At 65.5% G+C, this 23,049-nt stretch carries 21 protein-coding genes; 12 read left to right on the forward strand and 9 right to left on the reverse strand.

Features of this window, described 5'->3' with window-relative positions:
- The gene (locus SPO_RS07135; RefSeq protein WP_051420331.1) at window positions 1-1,149 is read right to left on the reverse strand and encodes an efflux RND transporter periplasmic adaptor subunit; all 1,149 of its coding nucleotides are present in this window, start codon (window positions 1,147-1,149) and stop codon (window positions 1-3) included.
- A gap of 201 nt (window positions 1,150-1,350) precedes the next feature.
- On the opposite strand from SPO_RS07135, the gene SPO_RS07140 reads away from it, so the two are divergent.
- The 4 genes from SPO_RS07140 (at window position 1,351) to SPO_RS07155 (ending at window position 4,838) form a co-directional block, all read left to right on the forward strand.
- The gene (locus tag SPO_RS07140; protein WP_011047136.1) at window positions 1,351-2,322 is read left to right on the forward strand and encodes a GlxA family transcriptional regulator; all 972 of its coding nucleotides are present in this window, start codon (window positions 1,351-1,353) and stop codon (window positions 2,320-2,322) included.
- A 70-nt stretch (window positions 2,323-2,392) separates the two neighbouring features.
- Complete coding sequence (locus SPO_RS07145) at window positions 2,393-3,151, forward strand: 3-keto-5-aminohexanoate cleavage protein (RefSeq protein ID WP_011047137.1); 759 nt, start codon at window positions 2,393-2,395, stop codon at window positions 3,149-3,151.
- Window positions 3,148-4,470 carry an aspartate aminotransferase family protein gene (locus SPO_RS07150; protein WP_011047138.1) on the forward strand — a complete coding sequence of 441 codons (1,323 nt, stop codon included), beginning with the start codon at window positions 3,148-3,150 and terminating at the stop codon, window positions 4,468-4,470. Before SPO_RS07145 ends, SPO_RS07150 begins: the two co-directional genes overlap by 4 nt.
- A 134-nt stretch (window positions 4,471-4,604) precedes the next feature.
- Window positions 4,605-4,838: a hypothetical protein gene (locus SPO_RS07155; RefSeq protein WP_044028076.1), complete on the forward strand. Its 234-nt coding sequence runs from the start codon at window positions 4,605-4,607 to the stop codon at window positions 4,836-4,838.
- 111 nt (window positions 4,839-4,949) lie between these two features.
- Here SPO_RS07155 and metG read toward each other — a convergent pair whose 3' ends face one another.
- Both metG and SPO_RS07165 read right to left on the reverse strand, forming a co-directional pair.
- Entirely contained in the window at window positions 4,950-6,668 is a 1,719-nt protein-coding gene (metG, locus tag SPO_RS07160) for a methionine--tRNA ligase (RefSeq protein ID WP_011047140.1), read from the reverse strand.
- Window positions 6,669-6,749: 81 nt separating this feature from the next.
- Entirely contained in the window at window positions 6,750-7,976 is a 1,227-nt protein-coding gene (locus SPO_RS07165; protein WP_011047141.1) for an MFS transporter, read from the reverse strand.
- A 473-nt stretch (window positions 7,977-8,449) separates the two neighbouring features.
- Between SPO_RS07165 and SPO_RS07170 the strand changes: the two genes are divergently transcribed.
- Both SPO_RS07170 and SPO_RS22155 read left to right on the forward strand, forming a co-directional pair.
- Window positions 8,450-9,913, forward strand: a complete 1,464-nt coding sequence (locus SPO_RS07170) for a tyrosinase family protein (RefSeq protein ID WP_011047142.1) — start codon at window positions 8,450-8,452, stop codon at window positions 9,911-9,913.
- Complete coding sequence (locus SPO_RS22155) at window positions 9,910-10,776, forward strand: DUF2182 domain-containing protein (protein WP_011047143.1); 867 nt, start codon at window positions 9,910-9,912, stop codon at window positions 10,774-10,776. Before SPO_RS07170 ends, SPO_RS22155 begins: the two co-directional genes overlap by 4 nt.
- Window positions 10,777-10,888: 112 nt before the next feature.
- Here SPO_RS22155 and SPO_RS07180 read toward each other — a convergent pair whose 3' ends face one another.
- Window positions 10,889-11,191: a DUF6476 family protein gene (locus SPO_RS07180; protein WP_011047144.1), complete on the reverse strand. Its 303-nt coding sequence runs from the start codon at window positions 11,189-11,191 to the stop codon at window positions 10,889-10,891.
- Between SPO_RS07180 and SPO_RS07185 the strand changes: the two genes are divergently transcribed.
- Both SPO_RS07185 and rpoH read left to right on the forward strand, forming a co-directional pair.
- On the forward strand, window positions 11,190-12,218 hold the full coding sequence (locus SPO_RS07185) for an RluA family pseudouridine synthase (RefSeq protein WP_011047145.1): 1,029 nt from the start codon (window positions 11,190-11,192) through the stop codon (window positions 12,216-12,218). The genes SPO_RS07180 and SPO_RS07185 overlap by 2 nt on opposite strands.
- A 150-nt stretch (window positions 12,219-12,368) precedes the next feature.
- A complete protein-coding gene (rpoH, locus tag SPO_RS07190) occupies window positions 12,369-13,265 on the forward strand; it encodes an RNA polymerase sigma factor RpoH (protein WP_011047146.1) in 897 nt (298 codons plus the stop codon).
- A gap of 132 nt (window positions 13,266-13,397) precedes the next feature.
- Here the strand turns inward: rpoH and SPO_RS07195 are convergent, their stop codons facing one another.
- Entirely contained in the window at window positions 13,398-14,576 is a 1,179-nt protein-coding gene (locus SPO_RS07195) for a dipeptidase (protein ID WP_011047147.1), read from the reverse strand.
- Between the two features lie 139 nt (window positions 14,577-14,715).
- On the opposite strand from SPO_RS07195, the gene SPO_RS07200 reads away from it, so the two are divergent.
- Window positions 14,716-14,985 carry a DksA/TraR family C4-type zinc finger protein gene (locus SPO_RS07200; RefSeq protein WP_011047148.1) on the forward strand — a complete coding sequence of 90 codons (270 nt, stop codon included), beginning with the start codon at window positions 14,716-14,718 and terminating at the stop codon, window positions 14,983-14,985.
- Between the two features lie 46 nt (window positions 14,986-15,031).
- Window positions 15,032-15,214 (forward strand): DNA modification methyltransferase, encoded by a 183-nt coding sequence (locus SPO_RS07205; protein WP_011047149.1) that lies wholly within the window; start codon window positions 15,032-15,034, stop codon window positions 15,212-15,214.
- 24 nt (window positions 15,215-15,238) lie between these two features.
- On the opposite strand, the gene SPO_RS22825 is transcribed toward SPO_RS07205, so the two are convergent.
- The 4 genes from SPO_RS22825 to SPO_RS07220 all read right to left on the reverse strand — a co-directional run bounded on the left by SPO_RS22825 (window position 15,239) and on the right by SPO_RS07220 (window position 19,486).
- The gene (locus SPO_RS22825) at window positions 15,239-15,904 is read right to left on the reverse strand and encodes a hypothetical protein (RefSeq protein ID WP_030003204.1); all 666 of its coding nucleotides are present in this window, start codon (window positions 15,902-15,904) and stop codon (window positions 15,239-15,241) included.
- 373 nt (window positions 15,905-16,277) lie between these two features.
- A complete protein-coding gene (locus SPO_RS07210; RefSeq protein ID WP_011047150.1) occupies window positions 16,278-18,098 on the reverse strand; it encodes a M3 family oligoendopeptidase in 1,821 nt (606 codons plus the stop codon).
- 135 nt (window positions 18,099-18,233) lie between these two features.
- Entirely contained in the window at window positions 18,234-19,196 is a 963-nt protein-coding gene (locus SPO_RS07215) for an alpha/beta hydrolase (protein ID WP_011047151.1), read from the reverse strand.
- The gene (locus tag SPO_RS07220) at window positions 19,196-19,486 is read right to left on the reverse strand and encodes an SCP2 sterol-binding domain-containing protein (protein ID WP_011047152.1); all 291 of its coding nucleotides are present in this window, start codon (window positions 19,484-19,486) and stop codon (window positions 19,196-19,198) included. The genes SPO_RS07215 and SPO_RS07220 overlap by 1 nt, the downstream gene beginning before the upstream one ends.
- Before the next feature lie 79 nt (window positions 19,487-19,565).
- Between SPO_RS07220 and SPO_RS07225 the strand changes: the two genes are divergently transcribed.
- Together SPO_RS07225 and SPO_RS07230 are read left to right on the forward strand one after the other, a co-directional pair.
- Entirely contained in the window at window positions 19,566-20,135 is a 570-nt protein-coding gene (locus SPO_RS07225; RefSeq protein ID WP_011047153.1) for a tetratricopeptide repeat protein, read from the forward strand.
- 33 nt (window positions 20,136-20,168) lie between these two features.
- Window positions 20,169-23,048 carry a helicase-related protein gene (locus SPO_RS07230; RefSeq protein ID WP_011047154.1) on the forward strand — a complete coding sequence of 960 codons (2,880 nt, stop codon included), beginning with the start codon at window positions 20,169-20,171 and terminating at the stop codon, window positions 23,046-23,048.
- Window position 23,049: the final 1 nt, after the last annotated feature.

The following is a 23,049-nucleotide window of genomic DNA, read 5'->3' on the forward strand; positions in this document are numbered from 1 at the left end:
TTACTCTCCCGGCTGTTCTGCGGCGACGACCGCATCGACGGCAACGCCGGGGCGCACCCGTTGCAGCCCTTCCACGATCACGCTTTCCCCCTCGCGCAGGCCTTCCAGCACGATGGCTGCGGTGCCGACCGTGTCGCCCAGCGTCACGTAACGCTGTTCGACCATCTGCTTGTCATTGACCACCAGCACGAAATCGCCGCGCTGGTCGCGTTGTAGCGCCGCCTGCGGCACCAGCACCCGCAGCGTCGGTTTCAGCGCCGAGATGCGCACATGCACAAAGGCCCCGTCCACGATCAGCCGCCCGGTATTGGCGAACTCGGCCCGCATCACGACCGATCCGGTCAGCGGGTCGATGCGGTTGTCGACAAAGACCAGCCGCCCGGTCTCGCCCAGCGGGGTGCCGTTGGGCAGGGTGACATGCACCTCGGGGCTGCGCTGGCTTTCGGCCAGGGTCTCGGCGGTTTCGCCCAGCTGTTGCAGCACATCGACCAGCCGCTTCTCGTTCAGGGCAAAGGTGACATGGATCGGCGTCTCGCGTACCAGCGTCACCAGCGGCGGGTTGGCGGGCCCCACCACATCGCCGACCGAGGTCGCGACCCGGCCCAGCCGCCCGGCAAACGGCGCGTCGATCTCCGTATAGCTGAGGTCCAGTTCGGCCTGCCGGATCGCCGCCTTGGCCGATTTGACCGCCGCCTCGGCCACCAGCTCGTTGGCGCGGGCAATGTCCACTTCCGAGGCCGGGGTGGCCTCGCGGCGCAACAGCTCTTCCTTGCGGGCCAGTTCCACGCCCGCCAGCTCCAGATTGGCCTCGGCCTTGTCCAGATCGGCGCGCCGCGCCTCCAGCACCGCCTGATAGAGGTCCGGTTCGATGCGGAACAGCAGATCGCCCTCGGCCACCGTGCTGCCATCCTCGACCAGCTGTTCGTCCAGAAATCCGCTGACCCGTGCCACGATATCGACCTTGTCGATCGCCTCGCCCCGGCCGATGAACACCGCCTCTTCGGTGATTTCCTTGCTATAGGCCGCCGCGACCGAGACCTTGGGTGCCGCCTGTTGCGCATCCAGCTGCACAGTATTCAGGCCAAACGCGAGGGCCATGGCCGGTATCCAGTGCAGGCGCTTCGAAAAGGACAGGGGGCCGGTCTGCATGGAAAACCTCTTTCGTCTGATGCGATATGCTGTCGGAACCGGAGCGGTCCGGGGCCGAGTCGGAACGATTTCCCTTCGACAATGCAGGTATCGGGTTATTTTCTCAAGCAAACCCTCAACTTGCGATGCGCGTCACGGTGTTGCGGTTGGTTGCGCGCCCGTGGTCTTATGCAAGCGGGAAACCAGAGGGCGGCACAGCGCATGGGGCAGAACGCGGCGGGGCGGCATTTCGTCTTTGTCCTCGACGAGGGGTTCACCATGCAGGCGTTCTCTTCGGCGGTCGAGGTGGTGCGCCTGCTGGAACGGGTGCGGCCCGGAACCGGATATCGCTATAACGCGCTCAGCCTGTCGGGCGGGCCGGTGGCGGCATCGAACGGGTTTCGCCTGATCCCTGATCTTGCTGCCGAAGCGGTGCCGCCCCGGGCGGTCATCGTGGTGGTGGCCGGGGTTCGGGCCGGGCATAGCGCGGAACCGGCGCTGGCGGCGCGGTTGCGTGGCTGGGCGCGGCGGGGGCATCCGGTCTGGGGCATTTCCTCGGGCGTGGTGCGGCTGGCGCAGGCGGGGCTGCTGGAAGGGCGCCGGGTGGCCGCCCATTGGGAGGACGTCGCCTATCTGCGCGACAGCCATCCCCGGGTTCAGGTCACCGCCTCGCTGTTCGTGAGCGATGGCGAGGTGATGACCTGTGCCGGTGGCGGGGCGGCCAGCGATATGATGCTGACCGTGCTGCGCCGCGATCTGGGCGGCGAGATCGCCGACGAGATCGCGGCCCGGCTGGTGATCGACGCGGTGCGCGGCGGTGGCACCCGCCAGCGCCGGGCGCTGGACATGCGGTTCGAGACCCGCAACCGGGTCGCCTTTGCCGCGCTGCGTCTGATGCGCGCCAATCTGGTGCCGCCCCTGCCGATTGCCGCCATTGCCCGGGCGCAGGGCGTGTCGGAACGCCAGCTGGAACGTGTCTTTGCCCGCGAGTTCGGCAAGACCCCCAGCGCGCTTTACCTGGACGTGCGGTTTCAGGATGCCCGCGCCGAAGTGCGCGACAGCCGCCGCAGCCTGACCGAGATCGCGCTGGATCACGGCTATAGCCCGGCGGGGTTTGCGCGGGGCTACAAGCGGTTGTTTGGCCTTCTCCCGTCCGAGGATCGGCGGCAGGCCATGTCGGATGAGATCACTTGAGATGTCGAAAATGGTCACTTGGAACCGAGGTGACCGCACTATCCTGCCTCTCGTAACACGAGGAGATACGATGACCGCTCCCCTGATCATGGTCGCGCCAAATGGCGCGCGGCGCGGCAAGGCCGATCATGCCCGCCTGCCGATCACACTGGACGAGATGCTGGCCGAGGCGAGCGCCTGCCGCGCCGCCGGTGCCGATGCGCTGCACCTGCATGTGCGCAACGCCGACGGGACCCATTCGCTGGATGCGGGCCGGTATCGCGAGGCGTTGGACGAACTGGCGCGCGCCGTGCCGGACATGGCGGTGCAGATCACCACCGAGGCGGCGGGTGTCTACAGTCCGGCGGAGCAATATGCCTGCCTTGATGCGTTGCGCCCGCCCTGGGCCAGCGTCTCGCTGCGCGAGATCGCCCGCGACCCCGATCTGGCACCACGCCTTTATGCGCTGGCCGCCGATCAGGGCATCCGTCTTCAGCACATCGCCTATGATCGGGCCGATCTGGAGCTTTTGGCACGCAGTCGAGCGGCGGGCATCATCCGCGCCGAACAGGACGAGGTGATTTGTGTGCTGGGCGCCTATGCGCCGCCGCGCGCGGGCCGACCTGAGGATCTGGACGCACTTGCCCCGGCGCTTGTCGGCCTGCGGCTGGGCCTGTGTGCCTTTGGCGCACAGGAACAGGACTGTCTGCTGGACGGCGCCCGCGCGGGTGCCGAGATCCTGCGCGTCGGCTTCGAGAACAACCTTCTTTCGCCCGATGGCACCCCCTGGCCCGACAATGCCGCTGCGGTGGCCTCGCTCGGGCATCACCTGGAAAGGAAAGCGGCATGAGCCATGTCTTCCCCCGTCACTGTCACGCGCAGCTCCCCATCGCGGTGGGCGGCGAGGGCTGTTACCTTATAGACAGCACCGGCAAGCGCTATTTCGATGCCTCGGGTGGGGCGGCGGTGTCCTGCCTTGGCCATTCCAACGATCGGGTGAAACAGGCGATCAAGGATCAGGTGGACCGGCTGGCCTTTGCCCATACCGGGTTCTTCACCTCGGACCCGGCCGAGGAGCTGGCCGATCTCTTGATCGCCAACGCGCCCGAGGGGATCGAGCGGGTCTATTTCGTCTCGGGTGGGTCCGAGGCGGTCGAGGCCGCGATCAAGCTGGCCCGGCAGTACTATCTGGAAGTGGGCCAGCCCGAACGGCGTCACCTGATCGCCCGGCGGCAGAGCTACCACGGTAACACGCTGGGGGCGCTGGCAGCGGGCGGCAATGCCTGGCGGCGGGCGCAGTTCGACCCGCTGCTGATCGGGGTCAGCCATATCGCGCCCTGTTATGAATATGCCGAACGGGCCGCGGGCGAGAGCCTCGTCGACTATGGCCGCCGCGCCGCGGACGAGCTGGAGGCCGAAATCCTGCGTCTGGGCCCGGATACGGTGATGGGTTTCATCGCCGAGCCTGTGGTGGGCGCCACGCTGGGCGCGGTTGCGGCGGTCGAGGGCTATTTCTCCCGCATCCGCGAGATCTGCGACACCTACGGCGTGCTCCTGATCCTGGACGAGGTAATGTGCGGCATGGGGCGCACCGGGCATCTCTTTGCCTGCACGGGTGAGGGGGTGCGGCCCGATATCGTCACCATCGCCAAGGGGTTGGGCGCTGGGTATCAGCCGGTGGGCGCGATGCTGTGTTCGGGGGCGATCTATGACGCCGTCGCCAGCGGTTCGGGCTTCTTCCAGCACGGGCATACCTATATCGGCCACCCGGTTGCCACAGCCGCCGGGCTGGCGGTGGTGCAAGAGATGCTGGAACACGACCTGCCCGCGCGGGTGCAGGCACTTGGCGGCGCGATGGAGGCGGCGCTGCGGTCGCGGCTCGACCAGCATCCGCATGTGGGCGATATCCGGGGGCGGGGCCTGTTCTGGGGCGTCGAACTGGTGGCCGATCGCGCCGGCAAGACGCCGTTCGACCCGGGCCTTGGCCTTGCGGGCAAGCTGAAGAGAGCGGCCTTTGCCCGCGGGCTCATCTGTTACCCGATGCCCGGTACACGCGACGGGCGGAATGGCGATCATGTTCTGCTGGCGCCCCCCTTCATCATGGAGGAAGCGGATGCGACATTGATCGCCGAGCGGCTGACGGCTGCGATGGGGGATGTGCTGCCGTGATCAAAGCAGTGCTGTTCCCGGGATTGTCGCCGATTCGGTAACAATCCCGGTGAAGAGCGGCCGCCAGGTGCAAGGAATCTTTGGCTTTTGTCGCAAATTGCGCCAGACTGGCGCAAAGCTGTGGGGAATATGTGATGATCAGAACCGTTTCCGGCCTTGTGGCCCTTGGCCTTCTTGCCGCCTGCAACAACCCGATCCGGCCGTTGCCCGCGAATCTGGCGGATCAGAAGCCGGCCTGCGCATCCGGCGATTATTCGGTCTGTTCCGAGATTGGCCATGCGGTGCGCGATCAGGAGGGTGGGGTCAACACCTATCCCATCGCCCAGACCCCCACGACCTATGTGATCTCGCAACCCATCATCGACTGAGCGGGCGCAGGAATTTAAGAAAATTCCTGCCTCCAGCGCCTTGAAAAGGCGCTGGAACACGATTTGGGACAAATCGTGGAGACAAGGTTTCCATGAAACCTTGTCCGGTGGTCAGCTCCGCACGCCCGCGAAACGCTGTTGCCAACCTTCGCGATCCTCGTCGCTGATCTTGGCGAACAGGACCTCGGGCACCGTGAAGGCGTGACCCGGCGCCAGCGCGTTCAGCGCGGTTGCGATATCGACGGGCCAGTTGTCATCGCTCGTCTGCATCGCCTCAAGCATCCGCGCCGAGGCGGCGGGGATGAAGGGCGCGCTGAGCACTGCGTAAAGGCGGATCAGGTTCAGGCCCAACCGCACTTGTGCCGCCGCCTGCACCGGGTCGGTCTTGAACAGGGTCCAGGGCGCCGCGCTTTGCAGATACTCATTGCCGGCGGCCCAGATCGCGCGCAGCTCCTGCGCCGATTTGCGCACCTCCATCGCCTCCATATGCCCCTCATAGGCGCGCAGCCGGGTGGTCAGCTCGGCGATCAGCGCCTCTTCCTGCGGACCGTATGCGCCGCCCTCGGGCACTTCCTCGCCGAACTTCGAGCGGCAGAACTTGGTGATGCGGCTGACGAAGTTGCCCAGCACATCGGCCAGGTCCTTGTTCACACTGGCCTGGAAATTCTCCCAGGTGAATTCGCTGTCGCTGTTTTCCGGCGCATGGGAGAGAAGCCACCAGCGCCAATAGTCGGCGGGCAGGATTTCCAGCGCCTGATCCATGAACACGCCACGACCCTGCGAGGTCGAGAACTGGCCGCCGTCGTAATTCAGGTAGTTGAAGGATTTCAGGTGGTCGACCATCTTCCACGGCTCGCCCGAGCCGATCAGTGTGGCCGGAAAGCTCAGCGTGTGGAACGGCACGTTGTCCTTGCCCATGAACTGCACATAGCGCACGTCATCCGCACCCTTGTCGGTGCGCCACCAGCGTTCCCATTCCGCGTCGCTCTTGCCATGCGCCTCGGCCCATTCGCCCGCACAGGCGATGTATTCGATGGGTGCGTCGAACCAGACATAAAAGACCTTGCCCTCCATCCCCGGCCAGTCCTGTTCGCCCTTCTTCACCGGGATGCCCCAGTCCAGATCGCGGGTGATGCCGCGATCCTGCAAGCCGTCGCCGTCATGCAGCCATTTCTTGGCGATCGAGGTGGTCAGCACCGGCCAGTCGGCCTTGCTGTCGATCCAGGCATCCAGCTGATCCTTGAGCGCGGACTGGCGCAGGTAGAGGTGCTTGGTCTCGCGCACCTCCAGATCCGTCGATCCGGAAATCGCCGAGCGCGGCTCGATCAGGTCGGTCGGGTCCAGCTGCTTGGTGCAGTTCTCGCACTGATCGCCGCGCGCCTTGTCGTAACCGCAATTGGGGCAGGTGCCCTCGATATAGCGATCAGGCAGGAACCGGCCATCGGCATTGGAATAGACCTGCCGCTCGCTCACTTCGCGGATCAGGTCGTTCTCGGCCAGCTTACCCGCGAAATGCTGGGTCAGCTTGTGGTTCTGCGCGCTGGACGAGCGTCCGAAATGGTCAAAGCTCAGGCCAAAGCGGCGGGCGATATCGGCCTGCACCCCGTGCATCTCGGCGCAGTATTCGGCCACCGGCTTGCCCGCCTTGGCGGCGGCCAGCTCGGCGGGGGTGCCGTGCTCGTCGGTGGCGCAGAGGAACATCACCTCGTTGCCCCGGCCACGCTGATAGCGCGCATAGAGATCGGCGGGCAGCTGCGAGCCCACCAGATTGCCGAGGTGCTTGATCCCGTTGATGTAAGGGATCGCCGAGGTGATCAGAATTCTTGCCATTGTCCCACTTCCGCGAAAATCGTCTGCGGTTCCTTTAACCCAGCCGCGCAGGGGGAGAAATCCCCCTTTTCGCGCGCGCCGCTACTCGCGCCCCTCGCGCGAGCGTTTCTGCAGCCGCCCGATGGTGAACGAGGTGCGCGGTGCAAAGACATAGTTGGTGCGCGCTTCGGGCGTCGGGCGTGCCCGCATCCGGGTCAGCCCGAAGCCGATCAGCAACAGATGCGCGAGCGCGATCAGGGCGAACAGGGCGGGGGGGCCGAACCCTTCGATCAGGTTCGAGGCCAGATAGGGCGCCGCGATGGCCCCCAGCGCATACCAGAACATCAGCGCCGCCGACAGCTCGACCCGCTGTTCCGAGGTGGCAAAGTCATTGGCATGCGCCGCCGAGATCGAGAAGATCGGGAACGAGGTGAAGCCGAAAAGCCCCGCCGCCAGCATCACGCCCAAGGTGCCGGTGCCGCCCGCCGCCGCGATCACGCCACAGGATGCCATCGCCGCAACCGAGATCCAGATCAGCACCCAGCGGCGGTCGTACTTGTCGGCGAGCCAGCCGATCGGATATTGCGCCGCCACCCCGCCCAGCACAAAGGCGGCCAGGAAAAAGGCGATCTGGTTCACCGCCAGACCCACCTCTTGCCCGTAAAGCGGCCCCACCATGCGGAACGAGGCGGAGCTGACCGCCGAGACGATCACGCCAGCCACCGCCAGCGGCGAGCAGAACCAGGCCAGGCCGGGGCGCAGGCGGGGGGCATCGGGGGTCTCGGGCTGGCTGGCCTTGGACAGGGTCAGCGGCAACAGCGCGGCACAGCACAGCACCGCCAGCAGGTTGTACGAGACGTAAGAGGCCGGCGGCAGCACCGCGATGATCAGCTGCGCACAGAGCGAGGCGCCGGAATCGGCAATCCGGTAGGTGCCCATGGCGCGGCCCCGGATCTCGTTGGTCAGCTTGGCGTTCAGCCAGGCCTCGATCACCGTGTAACACCCCGCGACGCAGATGCCCGAGGCGATCCGCATCACCGCCCAGGCATAGGGGTTCTCGGTCAGGGTATGGCCGATCAGCCCCATCGCCCCCAGCGCGGTGCAGGCGGCAAAGGCGCGCGAATGGCCGACCGAACCCATCAGGCGCGGCGCCCACCAGCAGCCGATGAAAAAGCCGAAGAAATGTGCCGACCCCAGCATGCCGATCTGAGCCTTGGAGAAGTTCAGCACCAGCCCCGAGATCGCATCCAGAGGTCCGACGCCACCGGTCGACAATTGCAGCAGGATGACCGAAAGAAACAGGGCGGCAAAGGAAATGACTGTACGCATGGGATCCGCTGATAACCGGGACGGAGGATTCGATCCCCCGATTTACCGATGATTCGTCGCCGGATACGAGCGCAATCGACCTTGCACCGGCACTCAGGCCACAACCGCCTGCCCGCGCGGGCGCGCGCAAGCATCGGCCACAGGATGATGGCGATGTTCAGGCCGTTCCAGACGATGACGAAGACCAGGCCCAGCGGATAACAGGGCACAATGCTGCCCTGGGCCGGTCCGAACAGGGGGCTGACCAGGTATAGTGACTGTGGTGAACCGGGTGCGTCATACCGGCATGCCAGGCGCGCGCGTCCTGACCAGTGACAAAGGCGGGATCGGCGCGGTCGCAACGGGGCCAAAAGCAACAGGTGAGAATCTCCTCAACCTGTGGTAGTATCCGCGCATTGATCCCGCCCCGGGCCCGTCTTTGGCCAGGGCACACCGTTTGAAATTCGGACTTTTCAGCAGATGGAGGCACTCTTATGGCCGGAACTCGCAAGGACATCGCCAAATTGAACGGACCCTGGTCCGACGAGATGTTGTGGTATGCGCGCGCGGTGCGCGCCCTGCAGGGGCGGGCGCCCGCCGATCGCACCAGCTGGTGGTATCTCGCCGCCATTCACGGCATCGACATCCCCGGCTGGGTGCAGCAGGGCATCGTGCCCTCGGCGGGCACCCTGCCGCCGCAGGGCGAACAGGACCTGATCTTCAACCAGTGCCAGCATGCGGGCTGGTTCTTTCTGCCCTGGCACCGGGGCTATCTGGCGGCGTTCGAGGCCATTCTGGATGCCTGGATCTCGGCCCAGCCCGGCGGCCCGCAAGACTGGGCGCTGCCCTATTGGAACTATCTGTCCGACAGCAATCCGAACGGTCGGGCAATTCCACCGGAATTCCTTGACCCGACCCTGCCCGACGGCAGCGCCAACCCGCTGTCGCAGGTGCGCCGCAACGGCATGCATGTGCTGGGGCCGCAGCCCTGGTTTCCGGGCGATATCAGCCTGTCGGCCCAGACCCGCAGCCTGCCCTTTACCGCCGCTCCGGGGACCGAGGGCTATGGCGGCGCGATCAGCGGCTTTGCCCAGCAGGGCAGCCTGACCGGCGCGGTCGAGGGCGACCCGCATAACCGGGTGCATGTGATGGTGGGCGGGGTGCAGCCGGTGCCGGGCTGGATGAGCGATCCGGATTTCGCCGCGCTTGACCCGATCTTCTGGGTGCATCACTGCAATATCGACCGGTTCTGGGCGGCCTGGATGAGCGATCCGGCCAATCAGCAAGAGGACAGCGGCGCCTGGTCGAACGGGCCGTTCCCGCGCCAGTTCCTGATGCCGAACCCGGCCGGGGGCGGCAATGTGTTCCTGCCGGGTGAAACCCTGCCCGGTGGTGCGCTGGCCCCGGCCTATGACGATCTGCATGACGGCACCGGCATCCCTCAGGTGGTGGCCGGCGGCCCGGTGACGGAGGGCGTGATGATCACATCCAAACAGGCGGGCGGCTCGGCGCTGCTGGGCTCCAACAGTGCGCCGCTGACGGTGGCGGCGGGACCGGCAGCGACCGAGATCGCCATCCCGGCCACGGCCGCGACCGAATTCGCCGCGCCGCCGGGGTTGGGCCCGGAACCGCGGCTCTACCTCAACCTCGAAGGGGTGCGTGGCGCGGCGGCGGCGGGCGTGTTGCAGGTGCATCTGCGGCTGCCGGGCGCCGATGGCGGTCTGCGACTGGTCGATACGGTGGCGCTGTTCGGGCTGGGCAAGGCCAGCTCGACCGAGGGCGTGCATGCGGGCAATGGCCTGTCGCTGGCGATCGACATCACCGAACTGGCGCGCGAGGTGCAGTCGGCGGCCCCCGGTGCGTTGGAGCGGCTGTCGGTCGAGTTGAGCCAGCCCGGCGCCCCCGAGACCGAGATCACGGTTGAACGGGTCAGCCTCTACCGGCAGGACATGGGATGATCCCCGCGCGCCCGCGCGCGGCGCGTGGCCTGCACGTGGCGCGACGCCTGCGCGCGGCGGGGGCGCATCTGCGGCTGGGGCCGATGCCCTGGCTGCTGGCGCTGGCTGCAACCGCGCTGGGCGTGTCGCGTCTGTTGCCTGCCGGTGATGGCCTTGCCGCGCTTTGTGGGCGGCTGTCGCTGGTCCAGCTTGCCGACCCGGCGGCGCGGGCGCTGGTGTTGCCGGCGCCGGGGCTGTTGGTGGGGGGCTGGGTCCTGATGGTGCTGGCGATGATGCCGCCGCTGGTCTCGGCACCGCTGGCGCATCTGTGGCAGACCACCCCGCGAAGCGGGCGCGCCGTTGCGGTGGCGCTTTACGGGCTGGCTTATCTGGGGGTCTGGATCCTGGCCGGGCTGGCGCTGGTGCCGCTGGCGCTGCTGCTGGCCAGCGGCTCGGCGGCGCTGCCGCTGTTACTGGGCGCAGCGCTGATCTGGAGCGCTTCGCCCCCCGCGCAGGCGGCGCGCAACCGCTGTCACCGGATGCGCTGGCTGCCCGCCGGGCGGGCCCGCGCGGCCCGGGCGGCGCTGGGGCACGGGCTGGCCCATGGCGGTGCCTGTCTGGCTGCGTGCTGGCCCTGGATGCTGGTCCCGCTGACGGTTCAGACCGGGCATGGCGTGGCGATGGTGCTGGTGGCGGCCTATCTGCTGGCCGAGAGGGGCATGCAAGCGGCACCCGCCCTGTGGAGGGTGCCGCCCGGCATAGTCGCATTCAACGGTCTTCTGCCGCCTGGAATGCGCCGGATCACCGGTCTGCGCCGGTTTGGACCTGGCCTGATGTCGGACGGGTTCGCGGAGATACCCCCTCAACCACGAACCCGTCCCTGAGTGAGTGGTGGAGTTTCACCTGCCTGTTACATTAGCAGAGGTTGCACGGCATGTTGGCGTGCAGGGGTATAGGCACTTATACAAAAGTATAGGAACCAGGGATGACCTTGCGTCAGTCCGTCGTGACCGTCTGGCGCAGCTTGCCGGTGGTCTTGTCAAAGATCAGGATGCGCTCGTCCTCGGTGACCACGGCGAACCAGTTGCTGCCGATGGTGACCGCCACGGCGCGGGCGCCGTCGGGAAGCTCCACCTGATCGGGGAGCGTGGGGGTTCGGTCGCTCAGGCGGATGACAATCAGTGCGAATGTCACTAGAACCCCGCCAATCATCACCGCGGTCAGTGCCATGACCATGCGCCGCAGCAGTTTCAGCTGTGGGGTTTCCTGCGGTATCTCGGGCTCGGAAGGGGCGGTCATGCAAAGCACCAGGCTGGAATTCGTCATCGCGGCAGCACCGCCGCCCCGCCTTGATAAGGCGCTTTCGCGGGATGTGCCAGAGACGGCGGCGCTGTCGCGTACCCGGCTGGCGCGGCTGATCACCGAGGGCGCGGTCAGCGTCGACGGGCAGGTGGTCACCGACCCCAAGGCCCGTGTCGTCGAGGGCGCGCAGGTGGCCATTGCCCTGACCGAGGCCGAGGAGAGCCATATCGCGCCCGAGGCGATCCCGCTGGTGGTGGTCTACGAGGATGACGACCTGATCGTGATCGACAAGCCCGCCGGCATGGTGGTGCACCCGGCGCCGGGCACGCCCTCGGGCACGCTGGTCAATGCGCTGCTGGCCCATTGCGGCGACAACCTGTCTGGGGTGGGCGGGGTGAAACGGCCCGGAATCGTGCACCGCATCGACAAGGACACCAGCGGCCTTCTGGTGGTGGCCAAGAGTGACGCCGCCCATCACGGGCTGGCCGCGCAATTTGCCGCCCACAGTGCCGAGCGGCATTACACCGCGCTGTGCTACGGGGTGCCCGATGGCAGCGACCCGCGCCTGCGCGGCGTTAAGGGCGCCAGCTTCGAGCCGGGTAACATTCTGCGCCTGACCACTCAACTGACCCGCCACCCGACCGATCGCCAGAGACAGGCGGTGGTGTTCCATGGCGGGCGGCACGCGGTGACACGGGCGCGGGTGGTCGAAAGCTTTGGCCAGCCTGCCGCCGTGTCGCTGATCGACTGCTGGCTGGAAACCGGACGGACCCATCAGATTCGGGTCCATATGGCCCATGCGGGCCACGGGCTGCTGGGCGATCCGGTCTATGGCGGGCGGCGCAAACTGTCGCCGCGCGCCCTGTCACCCGAGGCGGTCGATGCCATCGGCGCCTTTCCGCGCCAGGCGCTGCATGCCGCCGTGCTGGGGTTCGAGCACCCGTTGAGCGGTGAAAAGTTGAGCTTTTCCGCTCCTTTGCCGGATGATCTTGAAAGGCTGCTTGAAGTGCTGCGGCGGACCTGAAACACTTTGCACGGCAAGGTGATGGGCAAGGTCTCACATTTTCTTAATCGAAGCTTAATATCACTATCGTACCCGTTGGCCCTTGAATGGGCAAAATAGGTGACCCATATCCTATGTTAAGTCCTTAAACATTTGGGAGGGACATTGATCATGGCAAATTACACCACACTGCCGGCCCCCACGCCCGAAGGCGGTCTGAACCGCTATATGCAGGAAATCCGCAAGTTCCCGCTGCTGGAGCCGGAAGAAGAATACATGCTGGCCAAGCGCTGGGTCGAGGAACAGGATGCCGAGTCGGCCCACAAGATGGTCACCAGCCACCTGCGGCTCGCCGCCAAAATCGCCATGGGCTATCGCGGCTATGGCCTGCCCCAGGCCGAGGTGATTTCCGAGGCCAATGTCGGCCTGATGCAGGCCGTGAAACGGTTCGACCCGGAAAAGGGCTTCCGCCTGGCGACCTATGCCATGTGGTGGATCCGCGCTGCGATCCAGGAATACATCCTGCGCTCGTGGTCGCTGGTGAAGCTGGGCACCACCAGCGCCCAGAAGAAGCTGTTCTTCAACCTGCGCAAGGCCAAGGCCAAGATCGGCGCGCTGGAAGAGGGCGACCTGCGCCCCGAGAACGTCGCCCGCATCGCCCATGACCTGGGCGTGAGCGAGGATGACGTGATCAGCATGAACCGGCGCATGTCCGGCGGCGATGCCTCGCTGAATGCCACTGTCGGCTCCGAAGGCGAGGGCACGATGCAATGGCAGGACTGGCTGGAGGACGAGGATGCCGACCAGGCCGCCGATTACGAGGCGCGCGACGAGCTGGAGGCGCGGCGCGAATTGCTGGCCTCGGCGCTGGATGTGCTGAACGAGCGCGAAAAGGACGTGCTGACCCAGCGGCGCCTTTTGGACCAGACCGTGACGCTCGAGGATCTGAGCGCGCAGTACAATGTCAGCCGCGAACGCATCCGCCAGATTGAGGTGCGCGCCTTTGAAAAGCTGCAAAAGCGCATGCGCGAACTGGCCCGCGAAAAAGGGATGCTGATCCCGGCCTGACCGGCTTGCAGGTGAGTAATTATGGCGGAATGAAGAGAGGGGCCCGGCGGGGCCCTTCTTGTTATGCGTTCTCTAAAGAGGGCGCGATGTCGCCATGCGGCGAGGCAACCAGACCCACACGCCCGTCAGGGCTTACCGCAGCCGGGCGCGCAGGACGCGGACCATGTTCTCGCCCATCACCTTGCGGATCTGATCCTCGGCCACGCCCGCATCCAGCAGCGCCGAGGTGAGCGCGGCCAGTTCCGAGGTGTCAAAGGCGGTTTCCACCGAGCCGTCGAAATCGGACCCCAGCGAGACATGATCGGCGCCCACCGTCTCGATCGCCTTGACGATCATCCTGGCGATACCGGTGGGGGTGATGTCGTCACAGGCGACCTCGGCCCAATAGCCCATGGCGATGACGCCGCCGGTGGCGGCGATCTCGCGCATCAGATCGTCGGGAAAGTTGCGTTTGACGGGGCAATGGCCGTGCAGCCCGCCATGGCTGACCACCAGCGGCATGTCGGTCATCGCCAGCACGTCGCGCGCCACCTGCTGGCTGGAATGAGCCAGGTCGATGATCACCGGACGGCGGGCCAGTTCGGCCACCACGGCGCGGCCGAATTCGGTCAGGCCGGTATCGGCCTCGCCATGCAGCGAACCGCCCAGCTCGTTGTCGAAGAAATGTTGCAGGCCATAGACCCGGTGGCCGGCGTCAAAGATCGGGTCGAGATTGGCCAGTTCACCTTCGAGCGGATGCGCGCCCTCGATGCCCAGGATGCCGCCCACGATGGCCTCGCCGCGCGCCTTTGCGGCCAGCACGTCCTCAAGATCGGCGGCCGTCTTGATGATCTTGAGGCGGCCATCAGCCTGGGCCTCGACCCGGTGCAGCTTTTCCGCCTGCCAGATCGCCCGCTCGCGCAGGCTGGTCCAGGTGCGCAGCGGCCAGAGCTGGCCCACCGCCAGCAGGGTGATGTTGTCGAACGCCTCGGCCGAGTTGCTGTCATAGTTTTGCCCGGCGGGGGACTTGGTAACGGCGGTAAAGACCTGCAAGGCGACATTGCCCTCGATCAGGCGGGGCACGTCGACCTGGCCGCGCTTGCCGCGCTGGCTCAGATCGCGGCTCCAGAGCAGGGGGTCGGCATGCCAGTCGCCCACGATCAGCTCCTTGTGCAGGGCGGCGGCGCGCTCGCTCACCGGATAGGGGGCATGGTCGATCACGTTGTTGGACGTGTCCTCGACATAGGCGGGCAGAAAGCCGAAGAACACCACCGCCCCGGCAACCACGGCCAGCGCCAGCAGCCGCACCGCCCATTTCACAACCCTGCGCATGATCATCTCTCCCTGATGCGATCTGGCGCCAGCCTAAGGCGCGATGATGACAGGACAAAGGCTGACCCCGCGTCGCGCGGCGCAGAGTTGCATCATGGCCCGGCCGCGCTAGGATAGAGGCCCCAAGGGAGGAGCGTTCATGGCCGGAGGCTGGGCCCGCGACGGCGCGGTGAGCGAACAGATCGAGGCGTCGATTTCCGACGAGCTGGCGCGGCTGAAGGCGCGCAAGGCGCCGGTGGGCGAAAGCCTGACCCATTGCGCCGAATGCGAGGAGGACATCCCCGAACCGCGCCGACAGGCGATCCCGGGGGTGAAGCTCTGCCTGGACTGCCAGCAGGAACGCGACAGCGCTTTCAAGACGCGCGGGGGCATCAACCGGCGAGGGTCAAAGGACAGCCAGTTGAAGTGAGGGGGGTGGTGGCGAAAACGGTCGTTTTTGGCAGTGACAGAAACGTATGAGTTTTGGCCACCCTCAGGGAAAAACTCGCGCCGTCATCGAGCGGATCGAGACGATCGACCACCAGACCTATTTCGAGCCTTTTGTGGGCATGGGCGGGGTGTTCTCGCACCGTACCTGGCGACCGCGGCTTGAGGTGGTCAATGATCTTAACGGCGAGCATGTTTTCTTGTTGTGCTGAAATCGAAAATACACGGAATCGGAACTACACCTGCGGGGGCACCGTGTTCTCGTTGTTTTCGCCGAACCCTTCCAACTCGTATTCGCCGTCAAAACCTTCAATTGTAATCCCAATTCCACTCATGCCCGCAGGGTTATGGTCATCTATGGGGTCCGCCACAAATCTAAGTACGTCCGCCCCGCGCGCATAATATGCAAGCCCGACGGAGAGGTGAGGAAATTTATAAACATTGTGCTCTAAACCCTCTGGATTGAACACTTTTGCCTTATTCGGATCCCTGTCATTCGCCCATTTGCACTCTGCAATCCACCCAGACCAGTCGTTTACCCAGAAGAAATAGTCGGCAAACTGACTAGGTTGTGGCCAGTCAGCCACGCTTGGTGGGTGGCCTGGATATGCGTGGTACCGAAATGGCGCGGCTGTGGCAGCTGATGGGCAGTCCAACACAAACAGGGCTAGATTTGCTTCGCTTCTAAAGCCTATTTTGTCTACTCCCCTGGCCGAGTACAACCCATAGTGCGAAGAGTACCGGAGTGTCCTTTTTTGACCTGCTGCCATCAGCGCAACTTCGAAGCTCTCAGAATTTGCCGAACCGATTCCGAAAAAGTAGTCACGCGGACCAGCAATGGCAGGTGCGTTCAAATAATGAATATTACCATTTAGGTTCAGGAGGCTCGCTCTTACTTTCATCAGTTCAATCCCAAGTATTAGCCGATAAATTAGGTTTTCGATTATTGCATAGTTGCGTTGTTGCTATCCGACATCCCCCAAATGGTCTACCGTTTGATGGCAGGATCGCCTAAAGGCGCTGCCAAATCAAGTTTTCCCGGGCGGCGTCTGCCGTCGCGCAAGCGGTTGGACGCTACCTACGAATGACTGAAATAGCTGAACATCGAAAAAAGGTCGTTTTTGGCTGGGTTCCCTGTCCAGCCTAAGATCATGCGCTTCTCTAAGACAACAACTCGGCAAAACCTTTGCGGTTTTGGCGGGGTTTTGTCTTGCGCGGCTCTGTCTGTTCTGAGCCGCGCCACAGGCGTCTTTGCCCTGTGGCGCGGGCCGGGCATCAGCCCTCCATCGCTTCCAGCTCGTCGATCATGTCCGAGATCATGCTCAGGCCCTTGTCCCAGAACTTGGGGTCGCTGGCATCGAGGCCAAAGGGCGCCAGAAGCTCTTTGTGGTGTTTCGAGCCACCCGCCTTCAGCATGTCGAAATACTTCTCTTCGAATCCTTCGGCGCCCTCGGCATAGACCGAGTAGAGCGCGTTCACCAGCCCGTCGCCGAACGCATAGGCATAGACATAGAAGGGCGAGTGCACGAAATGCGGGATATAGGCCCAGAAGCTTTCATAGCCCTCCATGAAGTCGAATGCAGGCCCAAGGCTTTCGCCCTGCACGCTCATCCACAGATCGCCGATATTCTCGGGCGTGAGTTCCCCCTGGCGGCGGGCGGCGTGCAGCTTGCATTCGAAGTCATAGAACGCGATCTGGCGCACCACCGTGTTGATCATGTCCTCGACCTTGCCCGCCAGCAGCACCTTGCGCTGTTCCTGGGTCTCGGCCTTTTCCAGCATCTTGCGGAAGGTCAGCATCTCGCCGAACACGCTGGCGGTTTCGGCCAGCGTCAGAGGGGTCGAGCTGAGCATTTCGCCCTGACCGGCGGCCAGCACCTGATGCACGCCATGGCCCAGCTCATGGGCCAGCGTCATCACGTCGCGCGGCTTGCCCAGATAGTTGAGCATCACATAGGGGTGCACCTCGGTCACGGTGGGATGGGCAAAGGCGCCGGGCGCCTTGCCGGGTTTCACGGCCGCGTCGATCCAGCCCTTTGAGAAGAAGGGCGCGGCGATCTCGCCCATGCGCGGGTCAAAGGCCTCATAGGCCTCCATCACCATGCGCTCGGCCTGGGCCCAGGGGATGGTGCGGGTATCCTCCATCGGCAGCGGCGCGTTACGGTCCCAGACCTGCATCCGGTCCAGCCCCAGCCATTTGCGCTTGAGCTCGTAATAGCGGTGGCTCAGCTTGGGATAGGCGGCAACCACGGCCTCGCGCAGGGCCTCGACCACCTCGGGTTCGACGTCGTTGGACAGGTGACGGCCGGTCTGGGCGCTGGGCATCTTGCGCCAGCGGTCGATCACTTCCTTTTCCTTGGCGGCGGTGTTGTGGACGCGGGCGAAGGTCTTGATGTTCTCGCCAAAGACGCGGGCCAGCTCGTGGGCGGCGGCCTCGCGCTTGCTGCGGTCCTGCTCGGTCAGCAGGTTCAGCGTGCCTTCGATGTTGAGCTCTTCACCGTCGATGTCAAAGGTGAGCCCGGCGATGGTCTCGTCGAACAACCGCTCCCAGGCGTCGCCGACCACGCCCAGGTCGTGCAGGAATTTCTCCAGCTCATCGCTCAGCTGATAGGGTTTCATTGCGCGGATGCGGCGGAATACGGGCGCATAGCGGGCCAGGTCGGCGTTTTCTGCAAAGCGCGCGGTCAGCGCGTCATCCTCGATCCGGTTCAGTTCCAGGGTAAAGAACACCAGCGGCGTGGTGAAGTTGGTTATCTTTTCCTGGCAGTCGGACATGAACTTGGCCCGGCCCGCGTCGATGGTCAGCTGGTAATAGCGCAGGCCCGCAAAGGACATGATGCGGCCCGCGATGGCGCTGATCTTTTCGTTGCGCTGCACGCAGGTCAGCAGGGCGGCCGCATCCAGTTCGGCCAGCTTGCCCTCGTAATCGGCGGCAAAGGCGGCGCATTCGGTTTCCAGCCAGTCGAGGTCGTGGGCAAGCTCCGGCGCGTCCTCGCCGGAATAGAGATCGCTCAGATCCCATTCGGGAAGGTTGCCGAGTTCCTTGGAGCCGGAACCGGCGTTGGCGTCGCGAAGGGGAAAGGGCAGATGAAACATGGGGGCCTCGTCATTTCTGGTTGCCCCACACTTAAGGAGCGCAGCCGCCCGCCGCAACCGGCAAGACCGTGAGCGCGCGCGTGCGGCAGGCGGCGAGAAAATTCGACGAATTTTCTCGGGCGTGCGGTCTCGGGGTCAGGCGCTGCGTTGCAACTGGTCGGGGGCCGAGAACAGGGCCGCCATCCGGTCATAGGCCGGGTCACGCACCTCGGGGGCCTCCATCAGCACCTCGTGTTCGCCGTCCGGGATCTCGACCAGCTCGCCGCGCGGCCAGCGCGCCATGCGGGCGCGCACCGCCTTGCGGTCGACGATCTGCTCATGGCTGCCCAGAAAGGTCAGGCAGGGCAGATCGGGCGAGGGGCGATCGCTGAGTGCACGGCATTCGGCCAGCGCCTCGCGCAGCCAGATATTGGTGGGCGCCCCAAGTGCCAGTTCCGGATGCGCGGCCAGCTGGCTGCGCATCATCTCGTACATCGCCGGGTCGCGGGTCAGCGAATTGCCCTCGAACTCCTGCGCCTGCACATAGGGTTCCAGCGTGGTGGTGGCGGGATGTTTGTGCCCCATTCCGATCGCCGGAGCGAGGTTGGCGGTGATCCAGCTCAGCGGCTTCATCACCGGGGTAAAGAAAATGCCCCACATCGGGCCGGTAAAGGCGCAGGCCGCCACCGGCAGCCCCTCCATCACCGCGCGCAGCCCGATGGCGCCGCCCATGGAATGGCCGACCACGAACCAGGGTCTGGGCAGGTCCAGCGTGGTGGCCAGTTCCACCACTGCCGCCACGTCGCGCTGGTAATCGGTGAACTCCAGCACATGGCCCAGGCGCCGGTCCTCCAGCAGCCGGTCGGCCAGGCCCTGGCCGCGCCAGTCCACCGCCAGCATGGCAAAGCCGCGCGTCACAAAGGCCTGCGCCGCATTGCCGTATTTCTCGACATATTCGGTGCGCCCGGGAAACATCAGCACGGTGCCGCGTACCTCGCCCTCGGGGCGCCAGTGACCGGCACGGATGCGCAGCCCGTCGCTGGTCTGCATCCAATGGGCCGCGCCACCGGCGGGGCCGCCGGCCACATCTTCGAACAGGGGGGCCGGCGTCAGGGTCATCAGGCCAGCACCGAGGCCAGTTTCATCGCCACGCCCATATCGCCGTCGATGGTCAGCTTGCCGGACATGAAGGCGCCGGTTGGGTTCATCTCGCCCGACAGGATCTGTTGAAAGGTCTCGGCATCCGCCGACAGGGTCACGTCGGTCTCTTCGTCGCTGATGCGGGCACCCGAGCCATCCAGCACGATCGCACCCATATCGGCGATGGCGAATTTGGCGGAGGCGTCGAATCCGGCACCTGCCAGCTTTTCGTTCAGCTCGGCTGCGGCCTGTTCAAGAGTGTCGCTCATTATCTTCCTCGGTCTTTGCTGAATGCGTGACGTGGCCCTCATGGACAACGCCGTTTAGCGCGCTAAAGTAACATCTGTTATGATCGCATTGACTGCAAAGCTCAAAGATATCGTTGCGGCACTCTGGCTGATATCCGCCATTTCCGGGGGGGTGTCGGCGCAGGAGGTCGAGCCCTCGGACGAAACCGTTCTGCTCGAGGAGCTGGCGGGCGCCGACCCGATGCGCGCGCGCCAGATCGACCGCGAATTGCAGGCGCTTTGGGCGCAATCTGGCTCGGCCTCGGCCGATTTCCTGCTCAAGCGCGGGCGCGATGCGCTCGAGGTGCAGGATATCCGCGCCGCCATCGAACATCTGACCGCGCTGACCGATCATGCGCCCGATTTCGCCGAGGGCTGGCATGCCCGCGCCTCGGCCTATTTCGCCGCCGATCTCTATGGTCCGGCGGTGGCCGATCTGGAACGCGCGCTGGCGCTCAACCCCAATCTCTATGATGCCATTTTCGGGCTGGGCCTGATCTTCGAGGCGCTGGAGCGGCCTCAGACGGCCTATGCCGTCTATACCCGCGCGCTGGCTATACATCCCCATCACGAGGAAGTAACCAGTGCCCTGAATCGACTGAAGCCCCGGATCGAGGGCCAGGCGCTCTGACGCGCCGGACCGGGCCGGGCAGGGGGCAGACAGGTGAGCGGATCCTCGCGGATCGTGGCCGTTCTCGGCCCGACCAACACAGGCAAGACGCATTACGCGATCGAACGGATGCTGGGGCATCGCACGGGGGTGATCGGCCTGCCGCTGCGCCTGCTTGCGCGCGAGGTCTATGACAAGATCGTGGCGCTGCGCGGCCCCTCGGTGGTGGCGCTGGTCACCGGCGAAGAGCGAATCGTGCCGCCGCGTACCCAGTACTGGGTCTGCACGGTCGAGGCGATGCCCGAGGGGCTGGGCGCCGATTGCGTTGCGGTGGATGAAATCCAGCTCTGCGCCGATCCCGAGCGCGGCCATGTCTTCACCGACCGTCTGCTCAGGGCGCGCGGTCTGCACGAGACGCTGTTGCTGGGGTCCGACACCATGCGCGGCCCGATCGCGGCGCTGGTGCCCGAGGCGCAGTTCGTCCGCCGCGAGCGGATGAGCCAGCTGGTCTATACCGGCTCGAAAAAGATCACCCGGATGCCGCCGCGCAGCGCCATCGTCGGCTTCTCGGTCGAAAACGTCTATGCCATCGCCGAGCTGATCCGCCGGCAAAAAGGGGGTGCTGCGGTGGTGATGGGGGCGCTGTCCCCGCGCACCCGCAACGCGCAGGTGGACCTCTATCAGAATGGCGAGGTCGATTACCTGGTCGCCACCGATGCCATCGGCATGGGGCTGAACCTCGATATCGACCATGTGGCCTTTTCCGCGCTCAGCAAGTTCGACGGCCGCCGCATGCGCCCGCTGGCGCCCAACGAACTGGCCCAGATCGCGGGCCGGGCCGGGCGTGGCATGGCCAGCGGCACCTTTGGCGTGACCGGCGAGGCGCGGCCGCTCGACGAGGGCATGGCGCAGGCGATCATGGAGCACCGCTTTACCCCGCTCAAGAAACTGAACTGGCGCAACAGCGCGTTGCGCTTCAACTCGGTCGATGCGCTGATTTCCGCGCTGGAAGAGGCGCCCAGCGGCGAACATCTGCTCAAGGCGCGCGAGGCCGATGACCTGAGGACGCTGAAATCGCTGGCGGGCGAGGCCGAGGTTCTGGCCCGCGCCAGCGATGGCGCTTCGGTCCGGTTGCTGTGGGACGTGTGCCGCATCCCCGATTTCCGCGGCATCAGCCATGCCGAACATGCCGGTCTTTTGCAGGTGATATTCGGTCATCTGCACGAGCGTGGGGCCATTCCCGACGATTTCATGGCCCGGCAAATCCGTCGCATCGACCGCACCCAGGGCGACATAGATACTCTTTCCAAACGGCTGGCCTATATCCGCACGTGGACATATGTCGCGCAACGGAACGGCTGGGTCCGCGACGAAAGCCATTGGCGCGGGGAAACCCGCGCTGTAGAAGACAGGGTGTCGGATGCGCTGCACGAGCGGCTGACACAGAGATTTGTGGACCGGCGCACCAGCGTGCTGCTGCGCCGGCTCAAGCAGAAGGAGGCCCTTTTGGCCGAAGTGAACGACAAGGGTGAAGTGACGGTCGAAGGCGAATTCGTCGGCCGTCTCGAAGGATTCCGCTTCATGCCGGACAAGTCCGCGCAGGGGGCCGAGGCGAAGGCGCTGAAATCGGCGTCCTTGCAGGCGCTGGCGCCGCAGTTCCATCTGCGCGCCGACCGGTTCTATAACGCACCCGATACCGAGATCGACTTTACCGAACAGGGCGGTCTGATGTGGGGCGAATATGCGGTGGGCAAGCTCACCGTCGGCGCCGATCCGCTGAAACCGCAGGTCGAGGTGTTTGTCGACGAGGCCGCTGGCCCCGATGTCGAACAGAAGGTGCAGCGCCGCCTGCAGCATTTCATCGACCGCAAGGTCGCGGCCCTGTTCGAGCCGCTGCTCGCGCTGTCGCGCGACGAGGCGCTGAGCGGGCTGGCACGCGGCTTTGCCTTCCGCATGGTCGAGAATTTCGGCATCCTGCCGCGCGCCGATGTGGCGCAAGAGGTCAAGGACCTGGATCAGGAGGCGCGTGGCGCCCTGCGCAAGCATGGCATCCGCTTTGGCCAGTTCACCATCTTCATGCCGCTCCTGCTGAAACCGGCGCCGACCCGTCTGCGGCTGGTGCTGTGGTCGCTGACCAAGGGCCTGTCGGAGTTCCCCGAGGCGCCGCCGCCGGGGCTGGTGACGGTACCCTCGGTCAAGGATGCCGAACCGGGCGTCGATACCATGTGCGGCTATCGCATCTCGGGCGAGCGGGCGATCCGCATCGACATGCTGGAGCGTCTGGCCGATATGCTGCGCGCCAAGGACAGCCGCTCGGGTTTCGAGGCGACGGCGGATATGCTGTCGATCACCGGCATGACGCTGGAACAGTTCGCCGACCTGATGCAGGGGCTGGGCTACAAGGCCGAGCGCGGCGAGCGGGCCAAGGTGAAACCGGCGCCTGTCGAGGCCGCTGCCGAAGGTGAACCCGCGCCCGAGGAGGGCGCCGCCACCGAGGCCGCGCCAGCGGCTGAGGTTGCCGAGGCAGAGCCGGCGCCGGCGGAGACCGCCGAAGCCGCAGCCGAGGCCCCCGCCGAGACAGCCGAAACGACCGAGGCCGCCGCAGACGCAACAGAGGCCGACCCCGAGATCGAGGTCTTCTTCACCTTTACCTGGGCCCGTCCCGCCCGCCAGCAGCAGGGCCGTGGCCCGCGCCGCGAGGGGGGCCGTGGCCAGCCGGGGCAGGGCGAAGGCCGCGCCAAGGACCGTCCGCGGGGCGGCAAGCCGCAAGAGGGCGGCCGCCGCCGCGATGGCAAGCCCCAGGGCGGCAAGGGTGGCAAACCCGGCCAGCAAGGCGCCAAGACCTATTCCTCGCGCCCGCCGAAGAAGGAAAAGGCGATCGACCCCGACAACCCCTTTGCCGCCGCGCTGATGGGGCTCAAAGAGGGCAACTGAG

Origin of the sequence: Ruegeria pomeroyi DSS-3, from assembly GCF_000011965.2 — a bacterium.
GTDB lineage: Bacteria > Pseudomonadota > Alphaproteobacteria > Rhodobacterales > Rhodobacteraceae > Ruegeria_B > Ruegeria_B pomeroyi.